Here is a 21,781-nt window from a genome sequence, read left to right on the forward strand (position 1 = left end):
ACAGTATGCGTTTAAGCAGTTTAAAACTCTCAGGCTTCAAGTCATTTGCCGACAGTACCACATTACACTTTAAAGCGAACCGTAGTGCGATTGTAGGGCCAAATGGTTGTGGAAAATCCAACGTGATTGATGCCATTCGCTGGGTCATGGGCGAGTCGAGTGCACGCCAGTTGCGTGGTGGTAGTATGCAGGACGTAATTTTCACAGGAACAGCCAAACGTAAACCTGTGGGCGTGGCGAGTGTCGAACTGCGTTTTGAAAATACTCTGGGCAAACTCGGTGGTATGTACAATGCCTACTCAGAATTGGCGGTGCGCCGTCAGGTGACGCGTGAGGGTAAATCGGAATATTTTCTGAATGGTACGCGCTGCCGCCGCCGTGATATTACCGATATTTTCTTGGGAACAGGCTTGGGGCCACGTTCTTATGCGATTATCGAACAGGGCATGATCAACCGTTTGGTCGATGCTAAACCTGAAGAAATGCGCGTGTTTGTGGAAGAAGCCGCAGGTGTATCGCGCTATCAGGCACGCCGTCGTGAAACTTTGCAACATCTGGAACATACCACGCAGAATTTGGAACGTCTGGAAGATATTGCCCACGAGCTGAAAGCCCAACTCAAAACCCTGAAACGCCAGTCCGAAGCCGCAGTTCAATACAAACAGCTTGAACAGCAAGTCCGTACCTTAAAAATCGAAATTTTGTCGTTCCAATGTCAGCAAAGCCAGCGTTTGCAGCAGGAATATACCGCGCAAATGACCGAGTTTGGTGAGCAGTTTAAACTGGTGCGTTCGGAACTCAACACAGTGGAACATAACCTGACAGAAACCAGTAGTTTGTTTCAACGCCTGATTCAACAGTCCACGCCGTTACAGCAAGCTTGGCAAATTGCCGAGAAAAAATTGGCGGAACTGCAACTCAATGTCGAACAAAAGCAAAATATTCAGCAGCAAAACAGTCAGCAAGTTGTGCAGCTTGAACAGCAAAAAACACAGCTCAAAGAGCAGTTACAACTGACTGAAATGCAACTGGATACCTTGCATGAACAGTGTGAGCAACTGGCAGAAACAGTTCAGCATGCTGAGCAAAATGATCAGCAGCAACAACAGCAAAATTCAGATTTGTCTGCACAATATCAAATCGCATTGCAGCAGTATCAACAGGTTAAAACCCAAGTTGAGCAGCAACAGCAAAAGCATGCACAAATGCAGTCGCAACTCGAGCAACTCAATAAAAATATTCTGCGCCTAGAACATCAAAAAGAAACACTGGCTCAGCAATATCAACAGGTCAAAGCGCAGGTGGCTCAACCTGAACTGGACGATTTTACTGAGCAACAGCAGCGTGTTTCCGAGCAATTGCAGCAGACTGAACAGCAGCTCCACGCATTTGAACAACAAAAACAGCAGCAACAAGAAATTGTACAGCAACAGCAAAAAGCACTGGCTGCGCAGCAGTCACAGCTCAAAATCTTGCAGGCTGAACAAAGCAACTTGCAAAAACTGATGACCAAGCAACAGCCAAAACAGCAGTCATCAGCCCAGCAGTTGATGCAAGTTTTGCAGTTACACGAGGTCGCCAAACCCCATGCAGGCTTGGTAGAGAAATATCTGGCACAGTGGCTATCGGCACATGTGTTAGCAGAAGAAAGCTCATTTAGCCCTGAACAGGCACGACAACTGCACATCACTGAAACGACTGTGCAAACTGAACTTTTAGGTTTGCCAACACTCGCCAGTTGGATTGCTTACCCACGAAATTCGTTGTGGCAGAACGTGGCGATTGTCCCTGATTTTACTCAGGCACAGGTTTTACAATCCAAACTACAGGCGGGGCAAAGCTTACTGAGTTTGGATGGTTATTTGCTGGGTCAAGATTGGGTCATCGGGCTGCTGTATGACGAGCAAAGTCAGGCGGCACAAGGTGCATTGAGTCATCGTATTCGTTTGCAGGAAATTGAGCAGGAACAGGCACAAGGGCAGCAGCAGTTACAGGCTTTGCAGCAACAGACAAGCGATGCTGAACAAGCCTTGCAGTCCACGCAGCAACAGGTTCAAACCCTGCAACAGCAAACTAAAGCACTCCGTCAACAGCAACAGCAACTGGATGTGCAGGTTGCAAAATTACACAGCGCACAGCAAGCCTTTGCCGTACAGCAGCAACAATTGCAGATGCAACTCCAGCAATTCGATCTGCAAATCGAAGAAGATGCCATGCAAAAAGATGATCTGGAGATTGATCTGCATGCTGTTGCAATCAAGCTGGAGCAGGCATTACCCCATTATAAAACCTTGCAATATCAGGTTGATGAGCTGGCTGAGCAATGTGAAGAACAACAACAGCAACGTCAGCAAGTGCAAGGGCAGTTACAAGACAGCAAGCAGCAGCTCCAACAGCAGCAACAACAAATCGAACTGCTTGAAAAAGATCTGAGCTTTTTGAAAAGCCAATACGCGCAGTGTGTACAACAGCTTCAGCAAGCACAAAGTGTATTGCAACCGATTCAGCTTGAATTGCCGAGTTTGCAGGCGCAGCTTGAAGAACAGCAACAGCAAACCGCGGTACTGCAAAAACAGTGGCAGGAATGGCAACTTGAACTCAATACGGTTCAGGAAAAACAGCAGCATCTGACCGAGCAGCGCCATCAGTTGCAGCAGCAAGACGAGCAAGTCCGTGAATTGCTGGAGCAAAAACGACTGGCATGGCAGGCAGCCAAATCCGATTTGACTCACTATAGCGAGCAACTTGAACAGCTCAATGCTGAGCAGTTAAAAGTGGTCGATATTGAGCTTACAGCGCATCAGGCACAATTACAAAAAGCGCAGCAGCAATTCGACAAAATCGGTGCGGTGAATTTGGCAGCATCACAAGAATATGAAGAAGTGGCACAGCGCTATGAAGAACTGACTCACCAAATGCAAGATTTGCAAAACACGGTGGAACAGTTACAGCAAGCCATGAAAAGTATTGATCAGGAAACCCGAAAGTTATTTATGCAAACTTTCGAACAGATCAATCTGGAGTTGCAGGAACTCTTTCCAAAAGTGTTTAATGGGGGAGAAGCCAGCCTGAGTTTAGAAAGTGACTGGCAGTCGGGTGTGAAATTGATGGCTCGACCACCGGGTAAACGTAACAGTACTTTGGCATTATTGTCGGGCGGAGAAAAAGCCCTGACCGCCTTGGCACTGGTCTTTGCGATTTTCCGTCTGAATCCAGCACCGTTTTGTGTACTGGATGAGGTTGATGCACCGCTGGATGATGCCAACGTACAGCGTTTTTGCAATTTGGTGCAGGAATTGTCCGAGCAGGTACAATTTGTTTTCATCACGCATAATAAACTGGCAATGACCATGGCGACCGATTTATTGGGTGTTACAATGCCTGAACCAGGCACATCTAAATTGGTGACTGTGAATTTAGAAGAAGCGAAAGAATACGGGTTAGTTGCGGAGTCATAGTATGGAAATCACCACAATCGTAGGTATTGTGATCGCGGTTGCTATTATTTTATTGGGGTTGTTTTTGATGTTTCGAAAACCGAAAGAATATGTGCCATCGCTTGAGTCGGAATTGCACATTAACCCTGAAACCAATCAGCCTGTGATTCCACGTTTTGTACGTGATCAGTTGTCTAAAGCACAAGCTCTAGAGCAGCGTGTTGAACCTCATTTAGATGAAGATGATAAAACTGAAGCGGTAGCAGAAGCTGAGCCTGTTATTGAGAAGAAAACTGAAGACACAGCACAAAATGTTGCTGCTGAAAAAGTTGTCGTGTCCGAGGCAGTAGTACAAAAAAGCAAACAACCAGAAGTTGAAACGGTAAAAGAAACGGCAGCTGTTGAAGCTGAAGAAGCTAAAAAAGAAGAAGAAATTGCGCTTAGCCTAAATCCTGATGTTGAGACGGTTGAGATTGCAGACTTTGAAGAAGAAAGCTCAATTTTAGATATGCATTTGCACGAGCAGCAACGCTATGACGATGAAAGTGCCTTGTCGAATGCCGAATATATTTTTGCACTCAATGTCTATCCGAACCCGCGCCGTGTTTTGTCTGGCGACCGTGCGCTGAAAGTGTTACTGAAATACGGTCTACGTTTTGGTGAATTGTCGTGTTTCCATCGCTATGAAAATACCGAAGAAGAAAGTCCGCTGATGTTTTCGGTGTTGCGTGTAACCGATGAAGGTCCAGCAGGTTTTGATTTGGAAACGTTATCGGCTGAGCAGGTTCAAGGTTTTGCATTTTTCTTGGCATTGCCAAATCCAAATGCACAAACAGGCTTTGACATGATGGTTAGCATTGCCAACCTGATTGCCCGCGACATTGATGGTAAAGTATTCGATGAAAATAACTGTGAACTGACGCAGCAGTTAAAAGAACACTGGCGTCATCAAATTATTGATTACAAACCGCAAGCAGCACAGAGCAACTAATTTAAAGCGCTGAGTTTAGACTTTAGGGTGGACGATGTCCGCCCTTTTATATGGTGAAATTTTATGGTGGATACAAACGCAATCATTGCGCAGATGCGTCAATTGATTCAAATTTTGGCAAAACATAACCATGCCTATTATGTGATGGATCAACCGAGCATTTCTGACAGTGAATATGATCATCTTTTTCATCAGTTAAAAGCATTAGAACAACAAAATCCTGAACTGATTCAGCAAGATACGCCAACTTTGAGAGTAGGTGGTCAGGCACTGAGTAAATTCGAAAGCGTGACCCATGCCGTTCCGATGCTGTCGTTGGGCAATGTCTTTAATCAAGAAGAATTGTTTGCTTTTGCCCGTCGTGTTGAGGAGCGATTACCGAGCCAACAGGTTCAATACGATGTTGAGCTGAAACTAGATGGCCTAGCCATTTCGCTCTGGTATGAACAGGGTGTTTTGGTGCGTGGTGTAACCCGCGGCGATGGTGAAACAGGAGAAGACATTACCCAAAATGTCAAAACCATTCGTAACCTGCCTAAATTCTTATATAGCAGCGACATTCAGATTCCTGACTTGCTCGAAGTTCGTGGTGAAGTGTTGATGCCAAAATCAGGCTTTGAAAAACTCAATGCCGATCAGCAAGCACGTGGTGACAAAACCTTTGCCAATCCACGAAATGCAGCCGCAGGTAGTTTGCGTCAGCTTGACCCTGAAATAGCAGGGTCTCGTCCGCTAGCCTTTTATGCTTATGGGATTGCCCAATGTCAGCCTGATCATGGTTTGCCTTCAATGCATGAAAGTTTAGAATGGTTAACCAAGATTGGTTTTGAAATCGCTGAACGCCAGTTCTTGTGCCAGTCTATTCAGGAAGTTCAAGAAAAATACCAACAGATTCAACAGGAACGTCCTGATTTTTCAGTTGAAATTGATGGTATGGTGATTAAAGTCGATAGCTTGAAACAGCAACAGCAATTGGGCTTTTTGAGTCGTGAACCACGTTGGGCGACCGCGTATAAGTTTCCTGCTGTTGCTGCATTAACCACGGTTGATCAAATCGACTGGCAGGTTGGTCGTACAGGGACATTGACACCAGTTGCTCGCTTAAATCCAGTCTTTGTTGGTGGTGTAACGGTGTCGAATGTGACCTTACACAATATCGGCGAAATTCACCGTTTGGATGTACGTGTGGGTGATACCGTGAGTGTCTATCGGACAGGCGATGTGATTCCAAAAGTGGAAAAAGTCTGGCCTGAGTTCCGTCCAAATGATGCTTTAGAAATTCAGCTTCCAAGCCAGTGCCCAGTCTGTGATTCTCCAGTGGTCATGCCCGAAGGTGAAGCCTTGGCGCGCTGTTCAGGTGGTTTGTACTGTGCTGCACAGCGTATTGAAGCGATTCGCCACTTTGTCTCCCGTAAAGCCTTGGATATTGAAGGTTTGGGGGATCGTTGGGTGGAATCCTTACTGCATTTAGAATTACTGAATGATGTTTCGGATATTTACCAGTTACATCAGCACCGAGAAACTTTGCTTGGCATTGAAAAAATGGGTGAGAAATCTGTTCAAAACCTATTTGATGCGGTAGAAGCCAGTAAGAGAACCACACTGGCGCGTTTTATTTATGCCTTGGGAATTCGAGGCGTGGGTGAAACCACTGCACGTATGCTTGCGAACACGTTTCAAACCTTTGATGCGCTGCGCCAAGCCGATATTGAAAGCCTAAAGAAAACCCCAGATGTGGGTGATATTACCGCGGAATGGATCGTGGACTTCTTTCAGGCACAGCACAATATTGAAGTGGTTGAGCGTTTATTGGCAGCAGGAATTGAGTGGGATGCGCCTACAGCGCCAACACGTCAGCCACTCAATGGTGAAAGTTGGGTACTCACGGGAACCTTACAACAACTGACCCGTGATCAGGCAACACAAATGCTTCAGGCATTGGGTGCGCGTGTCAGTGGAAGTGTGTCGAGCAAGACCAAGTGTGTTGTGGCAGGCGAAAAAGCAGGTTCTAAACTTGAAAAAGCAGAAAAGCTGGGTGTACAAGTCATTAGTGAATCTGACTTTTTAAATCTGATGGCAGAGTATGGTCAGCAGGTAATTGCTGAATAAGTTCTGAGCTATTGATGCTTGAGGAATGTTGAAATTTGTAACTTGCATTTGTCATGGTCTAGGCCCTTAAAGTGATTTAAGGGCTTATTTTTCAGTCATAAAATGAGTCAAGTTGAAGTGCAAATGCGTATGTTTCTCATTTTAATTTTATGAAAATCATATACTTATAAAATTTATTTTTTGCATTTTTTAGATAAACGCTGCATACTAGTGCGTATATTATAAGGAGAATTTCATCATGCGTGGCAATCCAGAAGTCATAGACTATTTAAATATGTTGATCGGTGGCGAACTGGCTGCTCGTGATCAATACCTGATCCATTCACGTATGTACGATGACTGGGGCTTAAATAAAATTTACGAACGCATTGATCATGAAATGCAGGAAGAAGCCTCTCATGCCGATGCCATTATTCGCCGTGTGTTATTTTTAGGTGGCACACCTAACATGCAGCGCGATGATGTCGATGTCGGTACAGATGTTGTGAGCTGTCTAAAAGCCGATCTTGCACTGGAATATCATGTGCGTGAAAAGTTGGTTCAAGGTATTAAGTTGTGTGAAGACAAAGGTGATTATATTAGCCGTGACATGCTTCGTCAGCAGTTGTCGGACACCGAAGAAGATCATACTTACTGGTTAGAAAAACAGATGCGTTTGATCGAACTGATTGGTTTGCAAAACTATATTCAGTCGCAAATCTGATCTGATCAAGCAAATGAAGAAGCAGCCCGAAGGCTGCTTTTTTTATTGGCTAAACTTTTGAATATCTTGTAAAACCTGTGCAGCATGGGTTTGTGTGTCTACACTGGTATAGTGATAAACAATCGTTCCTTTTGGGTCGATTAAAAAGCTTTCACGCTTGGCAATTTGAGTAAAACCTAAATTGCGTACAATCCCAAACTGTTTGGCAAGTTTGTGTTGATCATCAGCCAAAATGGGAAAGGGAAGATTGAGCTTTTCTGAAAATTTTTGATGTGACTTCACATCATCAAGACTGACACCCAAGACGACAGCATTGTTTTTAATAAATTGAGGATAAAGCGCTTTAAATTGATTGGCTTCTTGGGTACAGCCAGGTGAATTGTCTTTCGGATAGAAATACAGGACAACCCATTGACCTTTGTACTGAGAAAGTTGGTGCCACTGACCTTGTTGATCTTGTAATTTGAATGTGGGCGCTTTTTGTCCAACCCATTGCTTTTGAATTGCGGTGAGTAAATTGTCACTTTCTTTTTTGGCAAAAACGAAAGGACTCATGGTGATTAAGCCTGTAATAGTACAACTGGCCAAGAGTGCACGAAAGACGGTCATAATCTCACTCTAAATGACATGATATCGTTCATTTTAGAGGATATGTGATAGCTTGCAACGCCTATATTTTGTTACAAGCTATCCTGAATTTAAGCTAGACGTAATCTAAGCCAATATCCAAATAACGAGCACTGTGAGTCACATAACCAAGCGCCAAGAAATCGACCCCTGTTTCTGCAATGCTGGCTGCTGTTTCAGGGGTAATGCCACCCGAAGCTTCAGTTTGTGCTTTGCCCTGACACATCGCGACGGCTGTACGCAATTGCTCTAGACTCATGTTGTCGAGGAGAACCAAAGACACCCCTTCTTTGAGGACTTCTTCAAGCTGCTCAAGGGTATCGACTTCAACTTCAACGGTAATCAAATGTCCTGCATAAGCTTTAGCACGTTGAATGGTTTGAGTAATGTCACCGCCTGCTAAAGCAATATGATTGTCTTTAATCAGAATGGCATCATCAAGACCCATACGGTGATTGCGACCGCCGCCTACACGCACCGCATATTTTTGTACGTCGCGTAAACCAGGAATGGTTTTACGTGTACAGGTAATTTTTGCTGACGTATGGGAAATACTGCTTTGCAATTCGTGGGTGGTGGTGGCAATGCCGCTTAAATGGGTTAAGAAATTTAAAGCGGTACGTTCAGCACTTAAAATGGCTTGTGCATTACCTTGAATGCTTGCAATGATGCTGCCTTTTTCCAAGACATCACCATCTTGCAACTGTGCTTTAAACTCAATTGCTGGGTCCATAAGTGCAAAGGCAAGGCGAGCCAGCTGAACACCACACACAATGCCTGCTTCACGTGCAATGATATGTAATTCAGTGGTTTGCTGTGAATCAATGGTGGCTTCGGAGGTAATATCTCCGCGTCGTCCCAAGTCTTCCCTTAATGCGGATTGAACCAGTGGTTGAAGTAACACATCTGGCAATGCATAACGCATGACGAATCTCTCCAATATATGCTCAAACGGAGTATATATTGTTCGCTATCCAACACGCAAATATTAATTTTTAGCACAAATACTTGGCATAAATTTTAGCAATCGTGCTGATTTTGAGCAGAAGTAAAAAGATAGGATTGAGAATAGGGTGTTTTTATTTTAAATAAGAATATAAATTTCAATATTTTATGATTTATTTAATGTGATTTTTAGTGCGAGCTTATCTAGATTTATAACCATTTTGAGTTAAATAGTAAATTTCTCAATATTTACTATTTAACTTTTGATCAAAAACAGCAAATTAGTTGTTCATAATCGGGAGCTTGTAACCTGAAAGTAAACTTTCCTGATGCACATTTTTTTTGAAGCGATAAAGCTGTGCAGGGCGACCCCGTTCAGGAATCGCTTCTTTACCTGTCGGTTCAACCAGATTTTGGTTGTGAATCAGGCGGCGAAAATTCTGTTTGTGTAGCTCCACACCACTGAGTGCTTGAATACTTTGTTGTAATTGGTACAAAGTGAATTCGGGTGGCATTAATTCAAAAATCACAGGTCGGTACTGTAACTTAGAACGTAAACGTGACATGGCAGTTGCAAGAACACGACGATGATGGTTGTGCATGGCTTTCCCTGTAACTGATTCAGGCAGGCGAGCATCGTAATATGGAGATTCGGCGATTAAGCCAGATTCATACATCAGTTCATAGCGAAGAAGCGTGTTTTCTTCGAGCCATTCATAACTAGAGAGCCCCCAACATAAATTCATGCGTTGCTGACGGGCTTGGCGCAGGTAGACTGAGGCTGCGGAGTCTACCCAGTCTTGAATTTTAGGCAAAATTTGCTGACAGACTTCCTCTGCATCTTTGCTGCGACGATCTTCCCACGGAAAATATTCATACCAATCGTGCCATTTTGCAGCCAGTTTCAGATTTTGTTCGTCGGCTTCTTTGACTAAACCTAGGTAACTGATATAGACCACAGGATGTCTAGAGTCTTGTGAGCGCTTAATGTCAACGAAAGTGTAAAGCTGTTCCATGTAGCCAAGCGGCTGCTCGGTCTGTTGCTGTACCCAAGTGCGCGCTCCCGCTTGGAGTGAATGGTGAATTGGGGTGAGCGGCCCAAAAGGTAAAAGTGTGCCATCTTGAATCGTGAGTACCCGTGCGGAAAAGTTAGTCACCGCAATTAAAACCGCGACCAGTTCGGTTGCGGTTTCTTGAGAAGGGGAAGGTTCTAAATGGACATGTGACTGCATCTTTGGTCTTATGTTTGTTGCTATCGGGTTCATTGTATGAGAAATATTGGGTGAAACAAAACCTTTACGTACATTCTCTACACGCTTTTGCTATATAAAAAATAAATACATAAACAACAGTCATTTAACATTATTTATGCTCTCTTTGAGCAAAAAGGATTTGAATTTATATACTCACTATGAGCATAATTGCTCGGACAATCATCGTTGGAACGCCGTTATGAAGGAACATTTGGCTAGCTATCCTTATGAAAAGCCAAGCTTAGATTATATGCAGGCACATATTGAGTCAGCCGTTGATGCTCAGCAAAGCAATGCCTGTACACTACATGAAGCGTGGGCAAAGGTGCCAGCACCATTAAATGCGACAGAAATTCAGCAATACCAAGAAGAAATCCGTGAACTGTTGAAACAGCATAATGCGGTGATGGTAGCGCATTACTATGTTGAGCCTGAATTACAAGACCTTGCACTTGCAACAGGTGGCATGGTAGGTGACTCACTCGAAATGGCGAAATTCTGTAAAAACCATTCTGCCGATACTTTACTGGTCGTGGGTGTGCGTTTTATGGGAGAAACCGCCAAGATTCTCAGCCCACAAAAAACTGTATTGATGCCAGATTTGGAAGCGACTTGTTCTCTCGATTTGGGCTGCCCAGCCGATGAATTTAAACAATTTTGTGATGAACATCCTGACCGTACTGTGGTGGTCTATGCCAACACCAGTGCTGAGGTCAAAGCGCATGCAGACTGGGTGGTCACATCTTCAATTGCGATTGAAATTGTTGAGCATTTACATAGCCAAGGCAAAAAAATTATTTGGGGGCCTGACCGTCATCTTGGGCAATATATCCAAGATAAAACAGGCGCAGATATGCTGCTTTGGCAAGGTTCATGTATCGTACATAACGAGTTCAAAGGTATTGAGCTGACCCATTTAAAACAGCAGCATCCTGAAGCGATTGTTTTGGTACATCCTGAGTCACCTGCTGAAGTGGTTGCACTTGCCGATGTGGTGGGTTCAACCAGTAAACTACTGAATGCTGCGGTACAACGCCCAGAACATGAGTTTATTGTGGCGACCGATCAAGGTATTTTGCATGAAATGCAAAAACAGGCACCGCACAAAAAATTCTTTGCTGCGCCGACTGCGGGTAATGGCGCAACCTGTAAATCCTGCGCATTTTGCCCGTGGATGGCCATGAATGGTTTGGCAGCTTGTGCAAAAGTCCTGCGTGATCACAGTCAGGAAGTTCAACTCGATGCCGCGCTGATTGAAGAAGCACGTGCACCAATTCAACGGATGTTAGATTTTTCAGAAGCGTATAAAAACTATCATCAACAGCATCAACAATTGGGTGCAGGTCTGGCTCAATTTCAACAATGGCTGGCAACACAACATGAAGCAAAATATTCAACATTATGATGTTTTAATTGTGGGTGCAGGCTTGGCAGGGCTTACCGTAGCACTGTCTTTGCCTGAACAGTTTAAAATTGCCCTATTGGCGAAGCAGGATCTAAACACCTGTTCCAGCAATATGGCACAAGGTGGTATCGCCGCGGTGCTTGACCCGCAAGATACTGTCGATGAACATGTTCAAGATACGCTAGTCGCAGGTGCGGGACTCTGTCATGTGGAAAATACCACGCACATTCTATCGCATGCGGCGGAAGCGATTGACTGGCTCTGTCAGTTTGGCGTGCCATTTACCTACCATGATCAAAGTTTGCATTTGACCCGTGAAGGTGGACATGGGCAGCGTCGTATTGTGCATGCGGCTGATCATACAGGTTGGTCGGTTACCCAGACTTTGCAGCAGCAACTTGCGCAAAAAAATAATGTCACCTGTTTAACTGAGCATCGCTTGCAACAGCTTTATGTAGAAGATCAGCGCTGTTATGGGGCTGAACTTAAAGATGCAGCGCAACAGTCAGTCCAAGTCTTTGCTAAATATGTGATTTTAGCGACTGGCGGCACAGGTCAACTGTTTGAACTCACCACCAATCCTGAAACCTCTACAGGTGATGGTGTAGCACTGGCATGGCAGGCAGGTTGTCGCGTTGCTAATCTAGAGTTCGTCCAGTTTCATCCAACAGCATTGGCGCTGAAAGGTAGTAAAACATTCCTGATTTCTGAAGCCTTGCGCGGTGAAGGTGGCATCTTGCGTAATCAGCAGGGTGAGCGATTTATGCCTGCCTATGATGAGCGCTTAGAACTTGCGCCACGCGATATTGTGGCGCGTGCGATTGCCGATCAGATTCAGAAACAGCAACAACAACCTGTTTTGCTGGATATGACCCATTTGGAAAAAGCGTTTATTACTGAACATTTTCCTTCGATTTATCAGCATTGTCTTGAACAAGGTTTGGATATCAGCCAGCAGCCGATTCCTGTTGCACCTGCTGCGCATTATGCCTGTGGTGGTGTGTTAACCGATGCGATTGGGCACACCGATCTTGAAAATCTGTTTGCAATTGGCGAAGTGTCCTGTACAGGTTTACATGGAGCAAACCGTTTAGCCAGTAATTCATTGCTTGAATGTATTGTGATGGGGCGTGATGTTGCACAAGCGATTGTCCAGCAAGATGAATGGCAAGTTCCAAAATCTGAAGCAGAACTGGTACAGCCAAATTTCAATGCGGTTGCCACCCAGTTTGAACTGGAAGATGATTTTGATGTTGTGCGATTACAGCAGAAAATGACCCAGTATTTTGGCATTCAGCGTGACTTTGCAGGCATGCAGTATTTGTATGCACAGCTCAATCACTGGTGGCTAATGACTGAGCAGCGATATCCAATGCTTTTGACTGCAATGCTCATGGTGCATAGTGCGCTGCAACGTCAGGAAAGTCGCGGAACGCATTTCAATCGTGACTGTCCGCAAACTTTGCCAGAGGCAGAAATGAGCGTGATTGCTGCGCCTGCACGGCAAGCCGTATCACAGTCAGATGCAACCTCTTTAGTGTGTTAGTCACGCTAAAAATGGTAGATCTTGCACATTGATCATAAATGCTTTGTCTTATACTGCTAAGCACTGAGTTGTAGTTGAGAACAGGGCGATGCCAAAGAAAATCTTGCTGATTACGGGATGGGGTGTGGGAACTGCGCCCCTGATGCCATTGCAGCAGGCATTGCAGCAAGTCGGGCATCGGGTTGAACTGGCCGATATTTTTGACTGGTTTGACCCCATTCAAAAACAACAGATGCTTTCCCGTGTTGCCGAAGTTGATGTCGTTATCGGCTGGTCACTCGGTGGACAATTGGCGTTGCTGCTAGCCGATGCCTATCAACAACTCACAGGACAGCACAAAACACTGATTAACTTAGCCAGTAATCCCTGCTTCGTGGCACAAGAGAACTGGTCTTGTGCCATGCCTGAAACTGAATTTTCTCAATTTTTCCAAGCCTTTCAGCAACATCCTCAAGCAACACTCAAACGTTTTTATCTGAATATTTGCCGTGGTGATGCACAGGCGAAACAGCATTGGCTGAACTTACAAAATAGTGCAAATCCACCTGATCATGCGCTTTTAATGCAAGGCTTGATCATGCTGCGTGATTTAAACTTGGCAGACAAATGGTTGGAATTTGCCAATTCAGCTTATTTTATCTTTGCTGAGCAAGATGCAGTCATTCCTTGCCAGATTTTGCAAAAAGCCCCTGATATTGCGGTTGAAGCTGCCCATATTGTGATGCGGGAAAATCTGAGTCATGCCTTTCCTGTGACTCATCCTGAACTGACTGCTGAGCAAATTGGTCAATGGGTGACTGAAGCATCGTTTGTCTGAATTTGACTGATCTGGCAATCGCATCCATGTCAAAAACGGATTAAGATTGGCGACATTGAGGTTAAAAAGGCGGTATTTGGATGACGGATTTATTTGATGCACAACATATATGGCATCCATATACATCAATGATTAATCCATTACCCACATTTAAGGTGAAGCAGGCATTTGCCTCGACCATTGAGCTTGAAGATGGTCGCCAACTCATCGATGGGATGTCGTCTTGGTGGTGTGCGATTCATGGCTATAATCATCCTGTTTTGAATCAGGCAGTGAGCGATCAATTGCAACGCATGTCACATATCATGTTTGGTGGATTTACCCATGATCCTGCGATTGAACTGGGTAAGGCGCTGCTTGAAATTGTGCCACCATCACTCGATAAAATTTTCTATGCAGACTCAGGTTCAGTGTCGGTTGAAGTTGCCTTGAAAATGGCGGTGCAATACTGGACAGCGCAAGGGCAGCAGCAAAAGACCAATTTTATTACCACGCGTTCGGGGTATCACGGCGATACATGGAATGCCATGTCGGTGTGTGACCCTGTGACAGGTATGCATCAGATTTTTGGCTCATGTTTGCCGATTCGTTATTTTGTCCCTGCACCGCAAAGCCGTTTTGACGGTGAATGGAATCCAGAAGATATTGCTGAACTGGCAAAAACCTTAGAACAACAGCATCAAAATATTGCGGCACTGATTATTGAGCCGATTGTGCAAGGTGCGGGCGGGATGCGCTTTTATCATCCTGAATATTTGCGCCAAGCCAAACTGCTTTGTGAAAAATACAATATTTTGCTGATTTTTGATGAAATCGCGACAGGTTTTGGCCGTACAGGCAAGCTGTTTGCATGGGAACATGCGGGGGTTGAACCTGACATCATGTGTATTGGTAAAGGTCTGACGGGTGGTTACATGACACTGGCAGCGACTTTAACCACGCGACATGTGGCAGAAACCATTTCCAAAGGTGAAGCAGGCGTGTTTATGCATGGCCCAACCTTTATGGCAAATCCACTCGCATGTGCTGTGGCAGTCGCGAGTACCAAGTTGTTGTTATCTCAAGACTGGCAAGCCAATATTCAGCGTATTGAACAGCATTTAAAACAAGGCTTGGCACCACTTGCGGAGTTGGAGCATGTGGCCGATGTCCGTGTACTCGGTGCAATTGGTGTGGTGGAACTGACAGAAGCGGTCAATATGGCGAGCTTGCAACAGCAATTTGTTGCGCGTGGGATTTGGGTACGTCCATTTGGAAAATTGGTCTATGTCATGCCGCCGTATGTGATTCGCCCCGAAGAATTAGAAATTTTATTACGTGAACTCAAAGCGGTGGTCGCAGCAATAACCTCAGGAGAAGCGCATGTCACTGCTTGAACACTATGCAGCACAGCTTGATCAATTAAAACAACAAGGCAACTATCGCCAGTTTACTGAAAACCGCCAGCACGGGCAGTACATCGAAATTGCAGGGCAGCAGATGCTGAACCTGTCATCGAATGACTATTTGGGGCTTGCTGCTGAAGTGAGTTTGCGTGAGCAGTTTTTTGCCCAGTATCCAGTCGCAGAATGCTATTTGAGTAGTTCATCTTCGCGTTTACTGACAGGAAATTTCCCTGAATATGCCGACTTGGAGCAAAGCCTTTCGCAAGCGTTTGCTGGGCGCGCGGCGTTACTGTTCAATAGTGGTTATCACATGAATGTCGGGATTTTACCTGCGGTTGCAGACAGTAAAACCCTGATTTTGGCAGATAAATTAGTTCATGCCAGTATGATTGACGGTATTCGTCTGAGTGCTGCCAAATATGTGCGTTATCGGCATAATGATTTGCAACATTTACACAGCTTGCTTGAAAAATACCACGATGATACCGATATTGATCGGATAATTGTGGTGACTGAAAGTATTTTCAGTATGGATGGTGATGAAACTGATCTCACCGCACTGGTGGCGATTAAACATCAATTCGCGAAAGTCATGTTGTATGTTGATGAAGCGCATGCGATTGGTGTGCGTGGTGAACGTGGTTTAGGCTGTGCAGAACAGCATCAATGTATTGAAGAAATTGATTTCTTGGTCGGTACATTTGGCAAAGCGATTGCTTCAGTCGGTGGTTATTTGTTGTGTGATCCAATCATTAAAGCCTATCTGATTAATAGCATGCGCCCGCTGATTTTCAGTACCGCGTTGCCCCCTGTGAATATCGCTTGGACAAAATTTATTTTTGAACACATGCAAGGTTTAACGGTTGAGCGTCAGCATTTGGCACAGACCAGTCAGTACTTACAGCAACAAGTTTTGGCGCGTGGTTATGACAGCCCATCGACCACACATATTGTGCCGATTGTAATTGGTGCAAGTGACCAAGCTGTAGCAAAAGCCAAACAGTTACAGCAACATGGTTTTTATGTGATGCCTGTGCGTCCGCCAACAGTTCCAAAAAATGCTGCACGGTTACGGGTATCGCTGACGGCGCAAACCCAGCAAGATGCGTTAGAAGCCTTGGTACAATGGTTGTGAATCAGATGACTTCGCTCGATAAAAGCGTGATCCAGCAGCGTTTTGCAAAAGCACGTGAAACCTATACGGTGCAAGCGGTGGCACAGCAGCAGATCTGTGAGCATCTTGCCCAATTAATGCAGAAATTTTGTCCTGAACAATTGTCTCGTATTTTTGAAATTGGCTGTGGTTCAGGGACATTGACCCATCTGTTGCAACAGCAGTTCACTGTGCAGCGTTATGTGGTGAATGATCTGTATGCTGAAGTGATGGAGTTTTTTCCTGAACAACAGGTCGAATTTTGTATTGGCGATGCTGAAAAGATTGCATTTCCAAATCAACTTTCGGCAGTAGTCTCAAGCTCAGCATTACAATGGATGCAGGATTTATCGGCGGTTTTTGCCAAAATCCATGCAGCGCTCAATGCCCAAGGTTGGTTGTGTTTTTCAACTTTTGGTTCACAGAATTTATGCCAAATCAAACAATTGATCGGGCAGGGCTTGGATTACTTACCTCTCGAGCAGTTGCAAAGCATGCTTGAGCAACAAGGTTTTGAAGTGGTACATGCTGAACAGGAACTGATTGAACTTGAGTTTGCCCAACCGCGCGATGTATTGAAGCATCTGAAAGCTACAGGCGTGACGGCAACCAATCGTGACTTTTCATGGACTAAGCAGCGTTTGCAACAGTTTTATGCTGACTATGCAGCGCTTAAATCCGTGCAGTCCAAACAGCAGTATCCGCTGACTTATCATCCTATTTATATCATTGCTCGGAGGTTGACATGAGTGCCCAAGTTTATTTTATCAGTGGTATCGATACAGGGATTGGGAAAACCTTCGCTACGGGATTTTTAGCGAAAACCTTGGCAGAGCAACAGCAAAAAGTCATTACCCAAAAACTGATTCAAACGGGTAATGTCGATGTCTCTGAAGATTTGGAAAAGCATCGTGAAATCATGGCAACAGGTTGGCTGCCAGAAGATCATGAAAAGCTGACCATGCCTGAAATTTTTACTTATCCTGCATCGCCACATTTGGCGAGTGAACTGGATGGGCGTGAGATTGATTTTGCCAAAATCAATGCAGCAACCGAAACTTTAGCACAGCGCTATGATGTGGTTTTGCTCGAAGGCGCGGGTGGTTTAATGGTGCCTTTGACCCGTCGTTTGCTCACCATCGATTTTGTGAAGCAGCAGAATTATCCTGTGATTTTAGTGTCTTCTGGTCGTTTGGGTAGTATTAATCACACTTTGTTGAGCCTTGAAGCATTAAAGGCGCGTCAGATTCCATTGTATGCCTTGGCTTATAACCTGAATGATGACTCACAAGATGAAGTGATTGCTCAAGATACGCAGCAATTACTCAAAGCGTATTTGGCAGAACATTTCCCAGAAGCCTTATGGATTGATGTGCCTGTTTTAGCGGCTTGATGCTAAAAATAGCTTGTATAAAAAGATGAGTTTTATGGCTCATCTTTTTTTTATGGGCTGAACTTTAATTCCAGTGATTGATTTGCATTAGAGCTTCAACTTGCTGTTGAGCAATTTCGAGGTTGTGTTGAGCATCCGCTAGGTTTTGTTGCACATCCATTTGATCAAAATTGCCTGAGGTGCTACTCATGCTACTACTATGACTATGGTAACTTGAGCCTGAAGATTGGTGACTAGAATGATTGCCTTGTTTGGCTTGATTACGCTCTAAATCACGCAGTTGTTTTTTTGCTATAAAATACTGATGCCCAACTTGATAGATTGGAGCAAGTACTGTTTGTTGTTCCGTCGGGCAGTTCTGGTAATTGTTATCGCCTTTTAAACTGACATCTAGAATATGCTTTGGTTGGCAGAATTGACTCAAACCTGCTTGATAAGCTTGTAAATATTGATTTTTTTGTTCGTCATTCTGAATGTGTTGCAAACGTGGGCGAATCCCTTTAAGACCATCTTGTTCACCTCGTTGAGCGAGGTTGTGTGAATGTTGATTAGGCATGCTGCTACAGCCTGTGAGTAAGATCAGACTGCTTAAGCAGCTAAAGCAAAAAAATCTAAGCATGAAATTATCCTTATGGTGAGACGTACTGCAAAAGTGTGGCTCATTGTAATGTAAATAATTATCATTTACTAATTTGGATAATTTAAATTGATTTTTAGTTATTTTAGGAACAATAGATTATTTAAATTGAAGTATTGAAAATAGCGAGGAGAGAAGACCTTTATGCCTCAAGCTGAGACATAAAGGTGAAACAAAGAATTAGAACTTTTTGAAGCTCTTGCCTTGGCCAGTAGGTCGGCGTTGTTGTTGACCATTCCCGTTACCAAAACCAGAATTGTTTTGTGGTTGCTGTGGGCTGTCGCTGTCGCGCCGTTGTTGACGGAGGAAACCACCACGACGTGCTGACATTGGTTTTTCGGTCATACGTTCAGCACGACGTTTTGCCATACCAAATAAGCCAGTACCTTGACGTGGTTTGAGTTCAACCAGTTTCACCAAGTTGTCGATATCTTGTTTATCAAGCTCTGTCCAACGACCTGTACGTAATTCGCGAGGTAAGGTAATTGAACCATAGCGAGTACGTAACAGACGGCTTACTTTTAAACCTTGCGATTCAAACAAACGACGGACTTCACGGTTACGTCCTTCTTTCACCACAACTTGATACCAGCGGTTAATCCCTTCACCACCCAAGTCTGAGAAAGATTCGAATTTTGCAGGGCCATCATCCAGTGTGACACCTTTCAGCAAGGTGTTACGCATTTGAGGCGTCACTTCACCCATCACACGTACGGCATATTCACGTTCAATTTCATTTGAAGGGTGCATCAAACGGTTGGCAAGTTCACCATCGTTTGTGAATAGCAATAAGCCCGTACTGTTAATATCCAGACGACCGACCATAACCCAGCGGTCATTGGCAATTTGCGGCAAATTATCAAATACAGTCGGGCGTTTTTCTGGATCGTTACGCGAACAGATTTCACCTTCTGGTTTGTAGTAAACCAAGACGCGACGACGGATTTCATCTTCCACTTGAAACTGAACTTTACGTCCATCAATACGGAGTTCATCTGTCGGTTCAATACGCTCACCCACTTGGGCAATTTTACCATTCACACTTACACGACCAGCGGCAATGACTTCTTCCATATAACGGCGAGAACCCAAACCAATACGCGCTAAAACTTTCTGTAGTTTTTCACTCATGACAGCATAACCTTAGAATTAATCAATCAACAGTCCACCTATTCACGACTTTGCTGCTTGGGCATCAAGTGTCATGAAAGCTTCCTTGGCATCCTGCAGGGGAGGCAACTGGCTTAGCGAAGCTAAACCAAAAGCGTTTAAAAATTGGGGCGTTGTAATCAACAGCGCCGGTCGTCCAGGGAGTTCACGAAAACCAGATTCTTTAATCCAGTTAAAGTCAAATAATGTACGCAAAATCTGACTGTTATTGGTCACTCCGCGAATTTGTTCAATATCTGCGCGAGTCACAGGTTGGTGATATGCCACCACCGCCAGTGTTTCAAGCAGAGAGGGTGATAATCGTGTTGGTCGTTCAGGCCAAGTTTGAGTAATCACCTGTCGATATTTAGCACGGACTTGGAAACGAAAGCCCTGTACAGTTTCAATCAGTTCAATTGAACGACCATGTTGTAATACAGCAAGTTGCTGTAAAAACTGTCGTAATTGTTGTTTAGTATATTGATCTTGAAATGCTTCTTTTAAGCGAGCAATAGAAACAGGTGCGTCGCTGGCGAAAATAATCGCTTCAAGTTGCATTAGCACTTCATGATGCAACTCATCAATCGACATGCTCATATTTTCAATGGTCATGCAGTTGCCCCTTGGATCGCAAGCGGTGCTTCAATACCTGTGGCAACGATTTGAATTTTTTGTTGGCGTGTTAGTTCTAAAATCGCCATAAAGGTCACCACCATGCCCATTTTACCTTGGCTTGGTTTGAGCAGTGCTGAGAAGTCAAGGATTTCACCCGACTGAATTAACTGTTCAATATAAGCAATCCGTTCTTCGAGCAAAACAGGCTCTTGCTGAACTTGATGAATCATTGGCTCTGGGCGATTGAATACGCAAAACAAAGCATCTTTAAGTAAATCAGCGCTATAGCCTTCATAAATAGCTGTGCTCTGACCTAAGTTGACATTGATATTAAAGGTGTCACGCTCAAGAATAGAAAACTGACCTAGTTGTTCGGCTGCTTTTTTAATCCGTAAATAGGTTTCTAAACGGTCAATCAGTTGCTGTTTCGGGTCTTTTTCGAGTTCGATATGTTTTGGTTTTGGTAATAACAGGCGAGATTTGAGATCTGCCAATAAGGCAGCCATCACCATGTAATCTGCGGTTAACTCAATATTCAGTGACTTCATTGCATCCATATATTGCAAGTATTGGCTAGCAATCGGAGCGATATCGAGTTGTAGCAGATCAAAGCCGTTTTTTTGAATCAGGTAAATTAAAAAGTCGAGTGGTCCCTCGAAGTGATCGAGTAAAATTTCGAAAGCAGAAGGAGGTATATATAAATCTTCAGGAATGGTCTCCTGCCATTCATCCAATACACGGATGTGTGGAGCAGATTCCATAACGGAGTGAAGCACTTGATTCATTACAATATTAGGCCACGCGAATTTTCAAAGGCATGAAGTTCTACAGCTTGAAAAAAAGCAGAAGAGAAATAAATTCCAATTCTGCTAAAGATGAATATTTTATGACATTCGCAGATCGAATGAAATGAAAATAAGCAATATTTCCGATAAAAATGATAAAAGGTTAAATCAGTCGCTATTCAAACATACTGACATCTCCGATACCTCGACGAATCACGACAGGTGAATCTCCAGATAAATCGACAATACTGGTTGTGGTGAGCGTACCAAAACCGCCATCAATAAACACATCAATGCGTTTACCAAGTTGCATTTCAATATCATACGGATCATCCAGTGGATCACTTTGATCGGGAAGGATGAGTGTACTGGTTAGTAAGGGTTCGCCAAGCTCCTTGAGTAGCATTTGACAGATAGGGTTGCTTGGAACGCGTAAGCCAATGGTTTTTTTCTTTGGATGCATTAAACGGCGAGGGACTTCACTGGTCGCAGTCAAAATATAAGTGGTAATGGCTGGGGTATTGGCTTTGAGTAGACGATAAGTTGCATTATCGACTTTCGCAAAAGTCGCAATATCGGACAAATCACTGCAAATAATCGCGTACTGATGTTTATTGCCCAAGTTACGAATTTGTGCAATTCGTTCCATAGCACTTTTATTTCCGATTTGACAGCCAATCGCATAAGCGGCATCGGTTGGGTAGACGACAACATCGCCTGCACGAATTCGCTCAACCGCCTGTTGAATAAGTCGCGGTTGCGGATTTTCTGGATGAATTCGTAAGTGAAGCATGGTTGCTCTCCGAAGTGCTACGCTTGCTTGTATTATGG

19 protein-coding genes are annotated in these 21,781 nt (G+C 44.2%); 11 read left to right on the forward strand and 8 right to left on the reverse strand.

What is annotated here, in order from left to right:
• Positions 1-5: 5 nt before the first annotated feature.
• The 4 genes from smc (at position 6) to ftn (ending at position 7,240) form a co-directional block, all read left to right on the forward strand.
• Positions 6-3,458 (forward strand): chromosome segregation protein SMC, encoded by a 3,453-nt coding sequence (gene smc / locus LVY74_RS11850; protein ID WP_237815242.1) that lies wholly within the window; start codon positions 6-8, stop codon positions 3,456-3,458.
• Between the two features lies 1 nt (position 3,459).
• Positions 3,460-4,428 (forward strand): cell division protein ZipA C-terminal FtsZ-binding domain-containing protein, encoded by a 969-nt coding sequence (locus tag LVY74_RS11855; protein WP_237815243.1) that lies wholly within the window; start codon positions 3,460-3,462, stop codon positions 4,426-4,428.
• 63 nt (positions 4,429-4,491) lie between these two features.
• On the forward strand, positions 4,492-6,537 hold the full coding sequence (gene ligA / locus LVY74_RS11860) for an NAD-dependent DNA ligase LigA (protein WP_269091367.1): 2,046 nt from the start codon (positions 4,492-4,494) through the stop codon (positions 6,535-6,537).
• Between the two features lie 238 nt (positions 6,538-6,775).
• Positions 6,776-7,240, forward strand: coding sequence for a heteropolymeric bacterioferritin subunit Ftn (gene ftn, locus LVY74_RS11865; protein WP_111895751.1), 465 nt, complete (start codon positions 6,776-6,778; stop codon positions 7,238-7,240).
• A gap of 42 nt (positions 7,241-7,282) precedes the next feature.
• Here ftn and LVY74_RS11870 read toward each other — a convergent pair whose 3' ends face one another.
• From LVY74_RS11870 to LVY74_RS11880, 3 genes are all read right to left on the reverse strand, one after another.
• Positions 7,283-7,795 (reverse strand): peroxiredoxin, encoded by a 513-nt coding sequence (locus tag LVY74_RS11870; RefSeq protein ID WP_237815333.1) that lies wholly within the window; start codon positions 7,793-7,795, stop codon positions 7,283-7,285.
• Positions 7,796-7,943: 148 nt separating this feature from the next.
• Positions 7,944-8,792, reverse strand: coding sequence for a carboxylating nicotinate-nucleotide diphosphorylase (nadC, locus tag LVY74_RS11875; protein WP_151778280.1), 849 nt, complete (start codon positions 8,790-8,792; stop codon positions 7,944-7,946).
• Positions 8,793-9,093: 301 nt separating this feature from the next.
• Positions 9,094-10,044 (reverse strand): NUDIX hydrolase, encoded by a 951-nt coding sequence (locus LVY74_RS11880; protein ID WP_237815244.1) that lies wholly within the window; start codon positions 10,042-10,044, stop codon positions 9,094-9,096.
• Positions 10,045-10,315: 271 nt separating this feature from the next.
• On the opposite strand from LVY74_RS11880, the gene nadA reads away from it, so the two are divergent.
• From nadA to bioD, 7 genes are all read left to right on the forward strand, one after another.
• Entirely contained in the window at positions 10,316-11,470 is a 1,155-nt protein-coding gene (nadA, locus tag LVY74_RS11885) for a quinolinate synthase NadA (RefSeq protein WP_237815334.1), read from the forward strand.
• Positions 11,445-13,016, forward strand: coding sequence for an L-aspartate oxidase (gene nadB / locus LVY74_RS11890; RefSeq protein WP_237815245.1), 1,572 nt, complete (start codon positions 11,445-11,447; stop codon positions 13,014-13,016). The genes nadA and nadB overlap by 26 nt, the downstream gene beginning before the upstream one ends.
• Before the next feature lie 88 nt (positions 13,017-13,104).
• Positions 13,105-13,833: an alpha/beta fold hydrolase gene (locus LVY74_RS11895; protein ID WP_237815246.1), complete on the forward strand. Its 729-nt coding sequence runs from the start codon at positions 13,105-13,107 to the stop codon at positions 13,831-13,833.
• A gap of 80 nt (positions 13,834-13,913) precedes the next feature.
• A complete protein-coding gene (gene bioA, locus LVY74_RS11900; protein ID WP_237815247.1) occupies positions 13,914-15,209 on the forward strand; it encodes an adenosylmethionine--8-amino-7-oxononanoate transaminase in 1,296 nt (431 codons plus the stop codon).
• A complete protein-coding gene (locus tag LVY74_RS11905) occupies positions 15,196-16,353 on the forward strand; it encodes an 8-amino-7-oxononanoate synthase (protein ID WP_237815248.1) in 1,158 nt (385 codons plus the stop codon). Before bioA ends, LVY74_RS11905 begins: the two co-directional genes overlap by 14 nt.
• Positions 16,344-17,120 carry a malonyl-ACP O-methyltransferase BioC gene (gene bioC, locus LVY74_RS11910; protein WP_237815249.1) on the forward strand — a complete coding sequence of 259 codons (777 nt, stop codon included), beginning with the start codon at positions 16,344-16,346 and terminating at the stop codon, positions 17,118-17,120. Before LVY74_RS11905 ends, bioC begins: the two co-directional genes overlap by 10 nt.
• Positions 17,117-17,764, forward strand: a complete 648-nt coding sequence (bioD, locus tag LVY74_RS11915; RefSeq protein ID WP_151778272.1) for a dethiobiotin synthase — start codon at positions 17,117-17,119, stop codon at positions 17,762-17,764. The genes bioC and bioD overlap by 4 nt, the downstream gene beginning before the upstream one ends.
• Positions 17,765-17,828: 64 nt before the next feature.
• Here the strand turns inward: bioD and LVY74_RS11920 are convergent, their stop codons facing one another.
• The 5 genes from LVY74_RS11920 to LVY74_RS11940 all read right to left on the reverse strand — a co-directional run bounded on the left by LVY74_RS11920 (position 17,829) and on the right by LVY74_RS11940 (position 21,743).
• The gene (locus LVY74_RS11920) at positions 17,829-18,383 is read right to left on the reverse strand and encodes a DUF2799 domain-containing protein (RefSeq protein WP_237815250.1); all 555 of its coding nucleotides are present in this window, start codon (positions 18,381-18,383) and stop codon (positions 17,829-17,831) included.
• Between the two features lie 198 nt (positions 18,384-18,581).
• Complete coding sequence (rluB, locus tag LVY74_RS11925; protein ID WP_237815251.1) at positions 18,582-19,532, reverse strand: 23S rRNA pseudouridine(2605) synthase RluB; 951 nt, start codon at positions 19,530-19,532, stop codon at positions 18,582-18,584.
• 42 nt (positions 19,533-19,574) lie between these two features.
• Complete coding sequence (gene scpB, locus LVY74_RS11930; protein WP_237815252.1) at positions 19,575-20,162, reverse strand: SMC-Scp complex subunit ScpB; 588 nt, start codon at positions 20,160-20,162, stop codon at positions 19,575-19,577.
• The gene (locus tag LVY74_RS11935) at positions 20,159-20,950 is read right to left on the reverse strand and encodes a segregation and condensation protein A (protein WP_237815253.1); all 792 of its coding nucleotides are present in this window, start codon (positions 20,948-20,950) and stop codon (positions 20,159-20,161) included. Before LVY74_RS11935 ends, scpB begins: the two co-directional genes overlap by 4 nt.
• A gap of 175 nt (positions 20,951-21,125) precedes the next feature.
• Positions 21,126-21,743 (reverse strand): L-threonylcarbamoyladenylate synthase, encoded by a 618-nt coding sequence (locus LVY74_RS11940; protein ID WP_151708903.1) that lies wholly within the window; start codon positions 21,741-21,743, stop codon positions 21,126-21,128.
• Positions 21,744-21,781: the final 38 nt, after the last annotated feature.

It is taken from the genome of Acinetobacter sp. ME22, assembly GCF_022012315.1.
GTDB lineage: Bacteria > Pseudomonadota > Gammaproteobacteria > Pseudomonadales > Moraxellaceae > Acinetobacter > Acinetobacter brisouii_A.

What these genes read in the sequence shown, in the direction of transcription:
- rluB (WP_237815251.1), bottom strand. Translation starts at nt 19,532, where the DNA reads ATGAGTGAAAAACTACAGAAAGTTTTAGCGCGTATTGGTTTGGGTTCT.
- ftn (WP_111895751.1), top strand. Translation starts at nt 6,776, where the DNA reads ATGCGTGGCAATCCAGAAGTCATAGACTATTTAAATATGTTGATCGGT.
- nadB (WP_237815245.1), top strand. Translation starts at nt 11,445, where the DNA reads ATGAAGCAAAATATTCAACATTATGATGTTTTAATTGTGGGTGCAGGC.
- LVY74_RS11855 (WP_237815243.1), top strand. Translation starts at nt 3,460, where the DNA reads ATGGAAATCACCACAATCGTAGGTATTGTGATCGCGGTTGCTATTATT.
- LVY74_RS11880 (WP_237815244.1), bottom strand. Translation starts at nt 10,044, where the DNA reads ATGCAGTCACATGTCCATTTAGAACCTTCCCCTTCTCAAGAAACCGCA.
- nadA (WP_237815334.1), top strand. Translation starts at nt 10,316, where the DNA reads ATGCAGGCACATATTGAGTCAGCCGTTGATGCTCAGCAAAGCAATGCC.
- LVY74_RS11920 (WP_237815250.1), bottom strand. Translation starts at nt 18,383, where the DNA reads ATGCTTAGATTTTTTTGCTTTAGCTGCTTAAGCAGTCTGATCTTACTC.
- ligA (WP_269091367.1), top strand. Translation starts at nt 4,492, where the DNA reads ATGGTGGATACAAACGCAATCATTGCGCAGATGCGTCAATTGATTCAA.
- LVY74_RS11895 (WP_237815246.1), top strand. Translation starts at nt 13,105, where the DNA reads ATGCCAAAGAAAATCTTGCTGATTACGGGATGGGGTGTGGGAACTGCG.
- LVY74_RS11905 (WP_237815248.1), top strand. Translation starts at nt 15,196, where the DNA reads ATGTCACTGCTTGAACACTATGCAGCACAGCTTGATCAATTAAAACAA.
- LVY74_RS11870 (WP_237815333.1), bottom strand. Translation starts at nt 7,795, where the DNA reads ATGAGTCCTTTCGTTTTTGCCAAAAAAGAAAGTGACAATTTACTCACC.
- LVY74_RS11935 (WP_237815253.1), bottom strand. Translation starts at nt 20,950, where the DNA reads ATGAATCAAGTGCTTCACTCCGTTATGGAATCTGCTCCACACATCCGT.
- bioD (WP_151778272.1), top strand. Translation starts at nt 17,117, where the DNA reads ATGAGTGCCCAAGTTTATTTTATCAGTGGTATCGATACAGGGATTGGG.
- LVY74_RS11940 (WP_151708903.1), bottom strand. Translation starts at nt 21,743, where the DNA reads ATGCTTCACTTACGAATTCATCCAGAAAATCCGCAACCGCGACTTATT.
- smc (WP_237815242.1), top strand. Translation starts at nt 6, where the DNA reads ATGCGTTTAAGCAGTTTAAAACTCTCAGGCTTCAAGTCATTTGCCGAC.
- bioC (WP_237815249.1), top strand. Translation starts at nt 16,344, where the DNA reads ATGGTTGTGAATCAGATGACTTCGCTCGATAAAAGCGTGATCCAGCAG.
- bioA (WP_237815247.1), top strand. Translation starts at nt 13,914, where the DNA reads ATGACGGATTTATTTGATGCACAACATATATGGCATCCATATACATCA.
- nadC (WP_151778280.1), bottom strand. Translation starts at nt 8,792, where the DNA reads ATGCGTTATGCATTGCCAGATGTGTTACTTCAACCACTGGTTCAATCC.
- scpB (WP_237815252.1), bottom strand. Translation starts at nt 20,162, where the DNA reads ATGACCATTGAAAATATGAGCATGTCGATTGATGAGTTGCATCATGAA.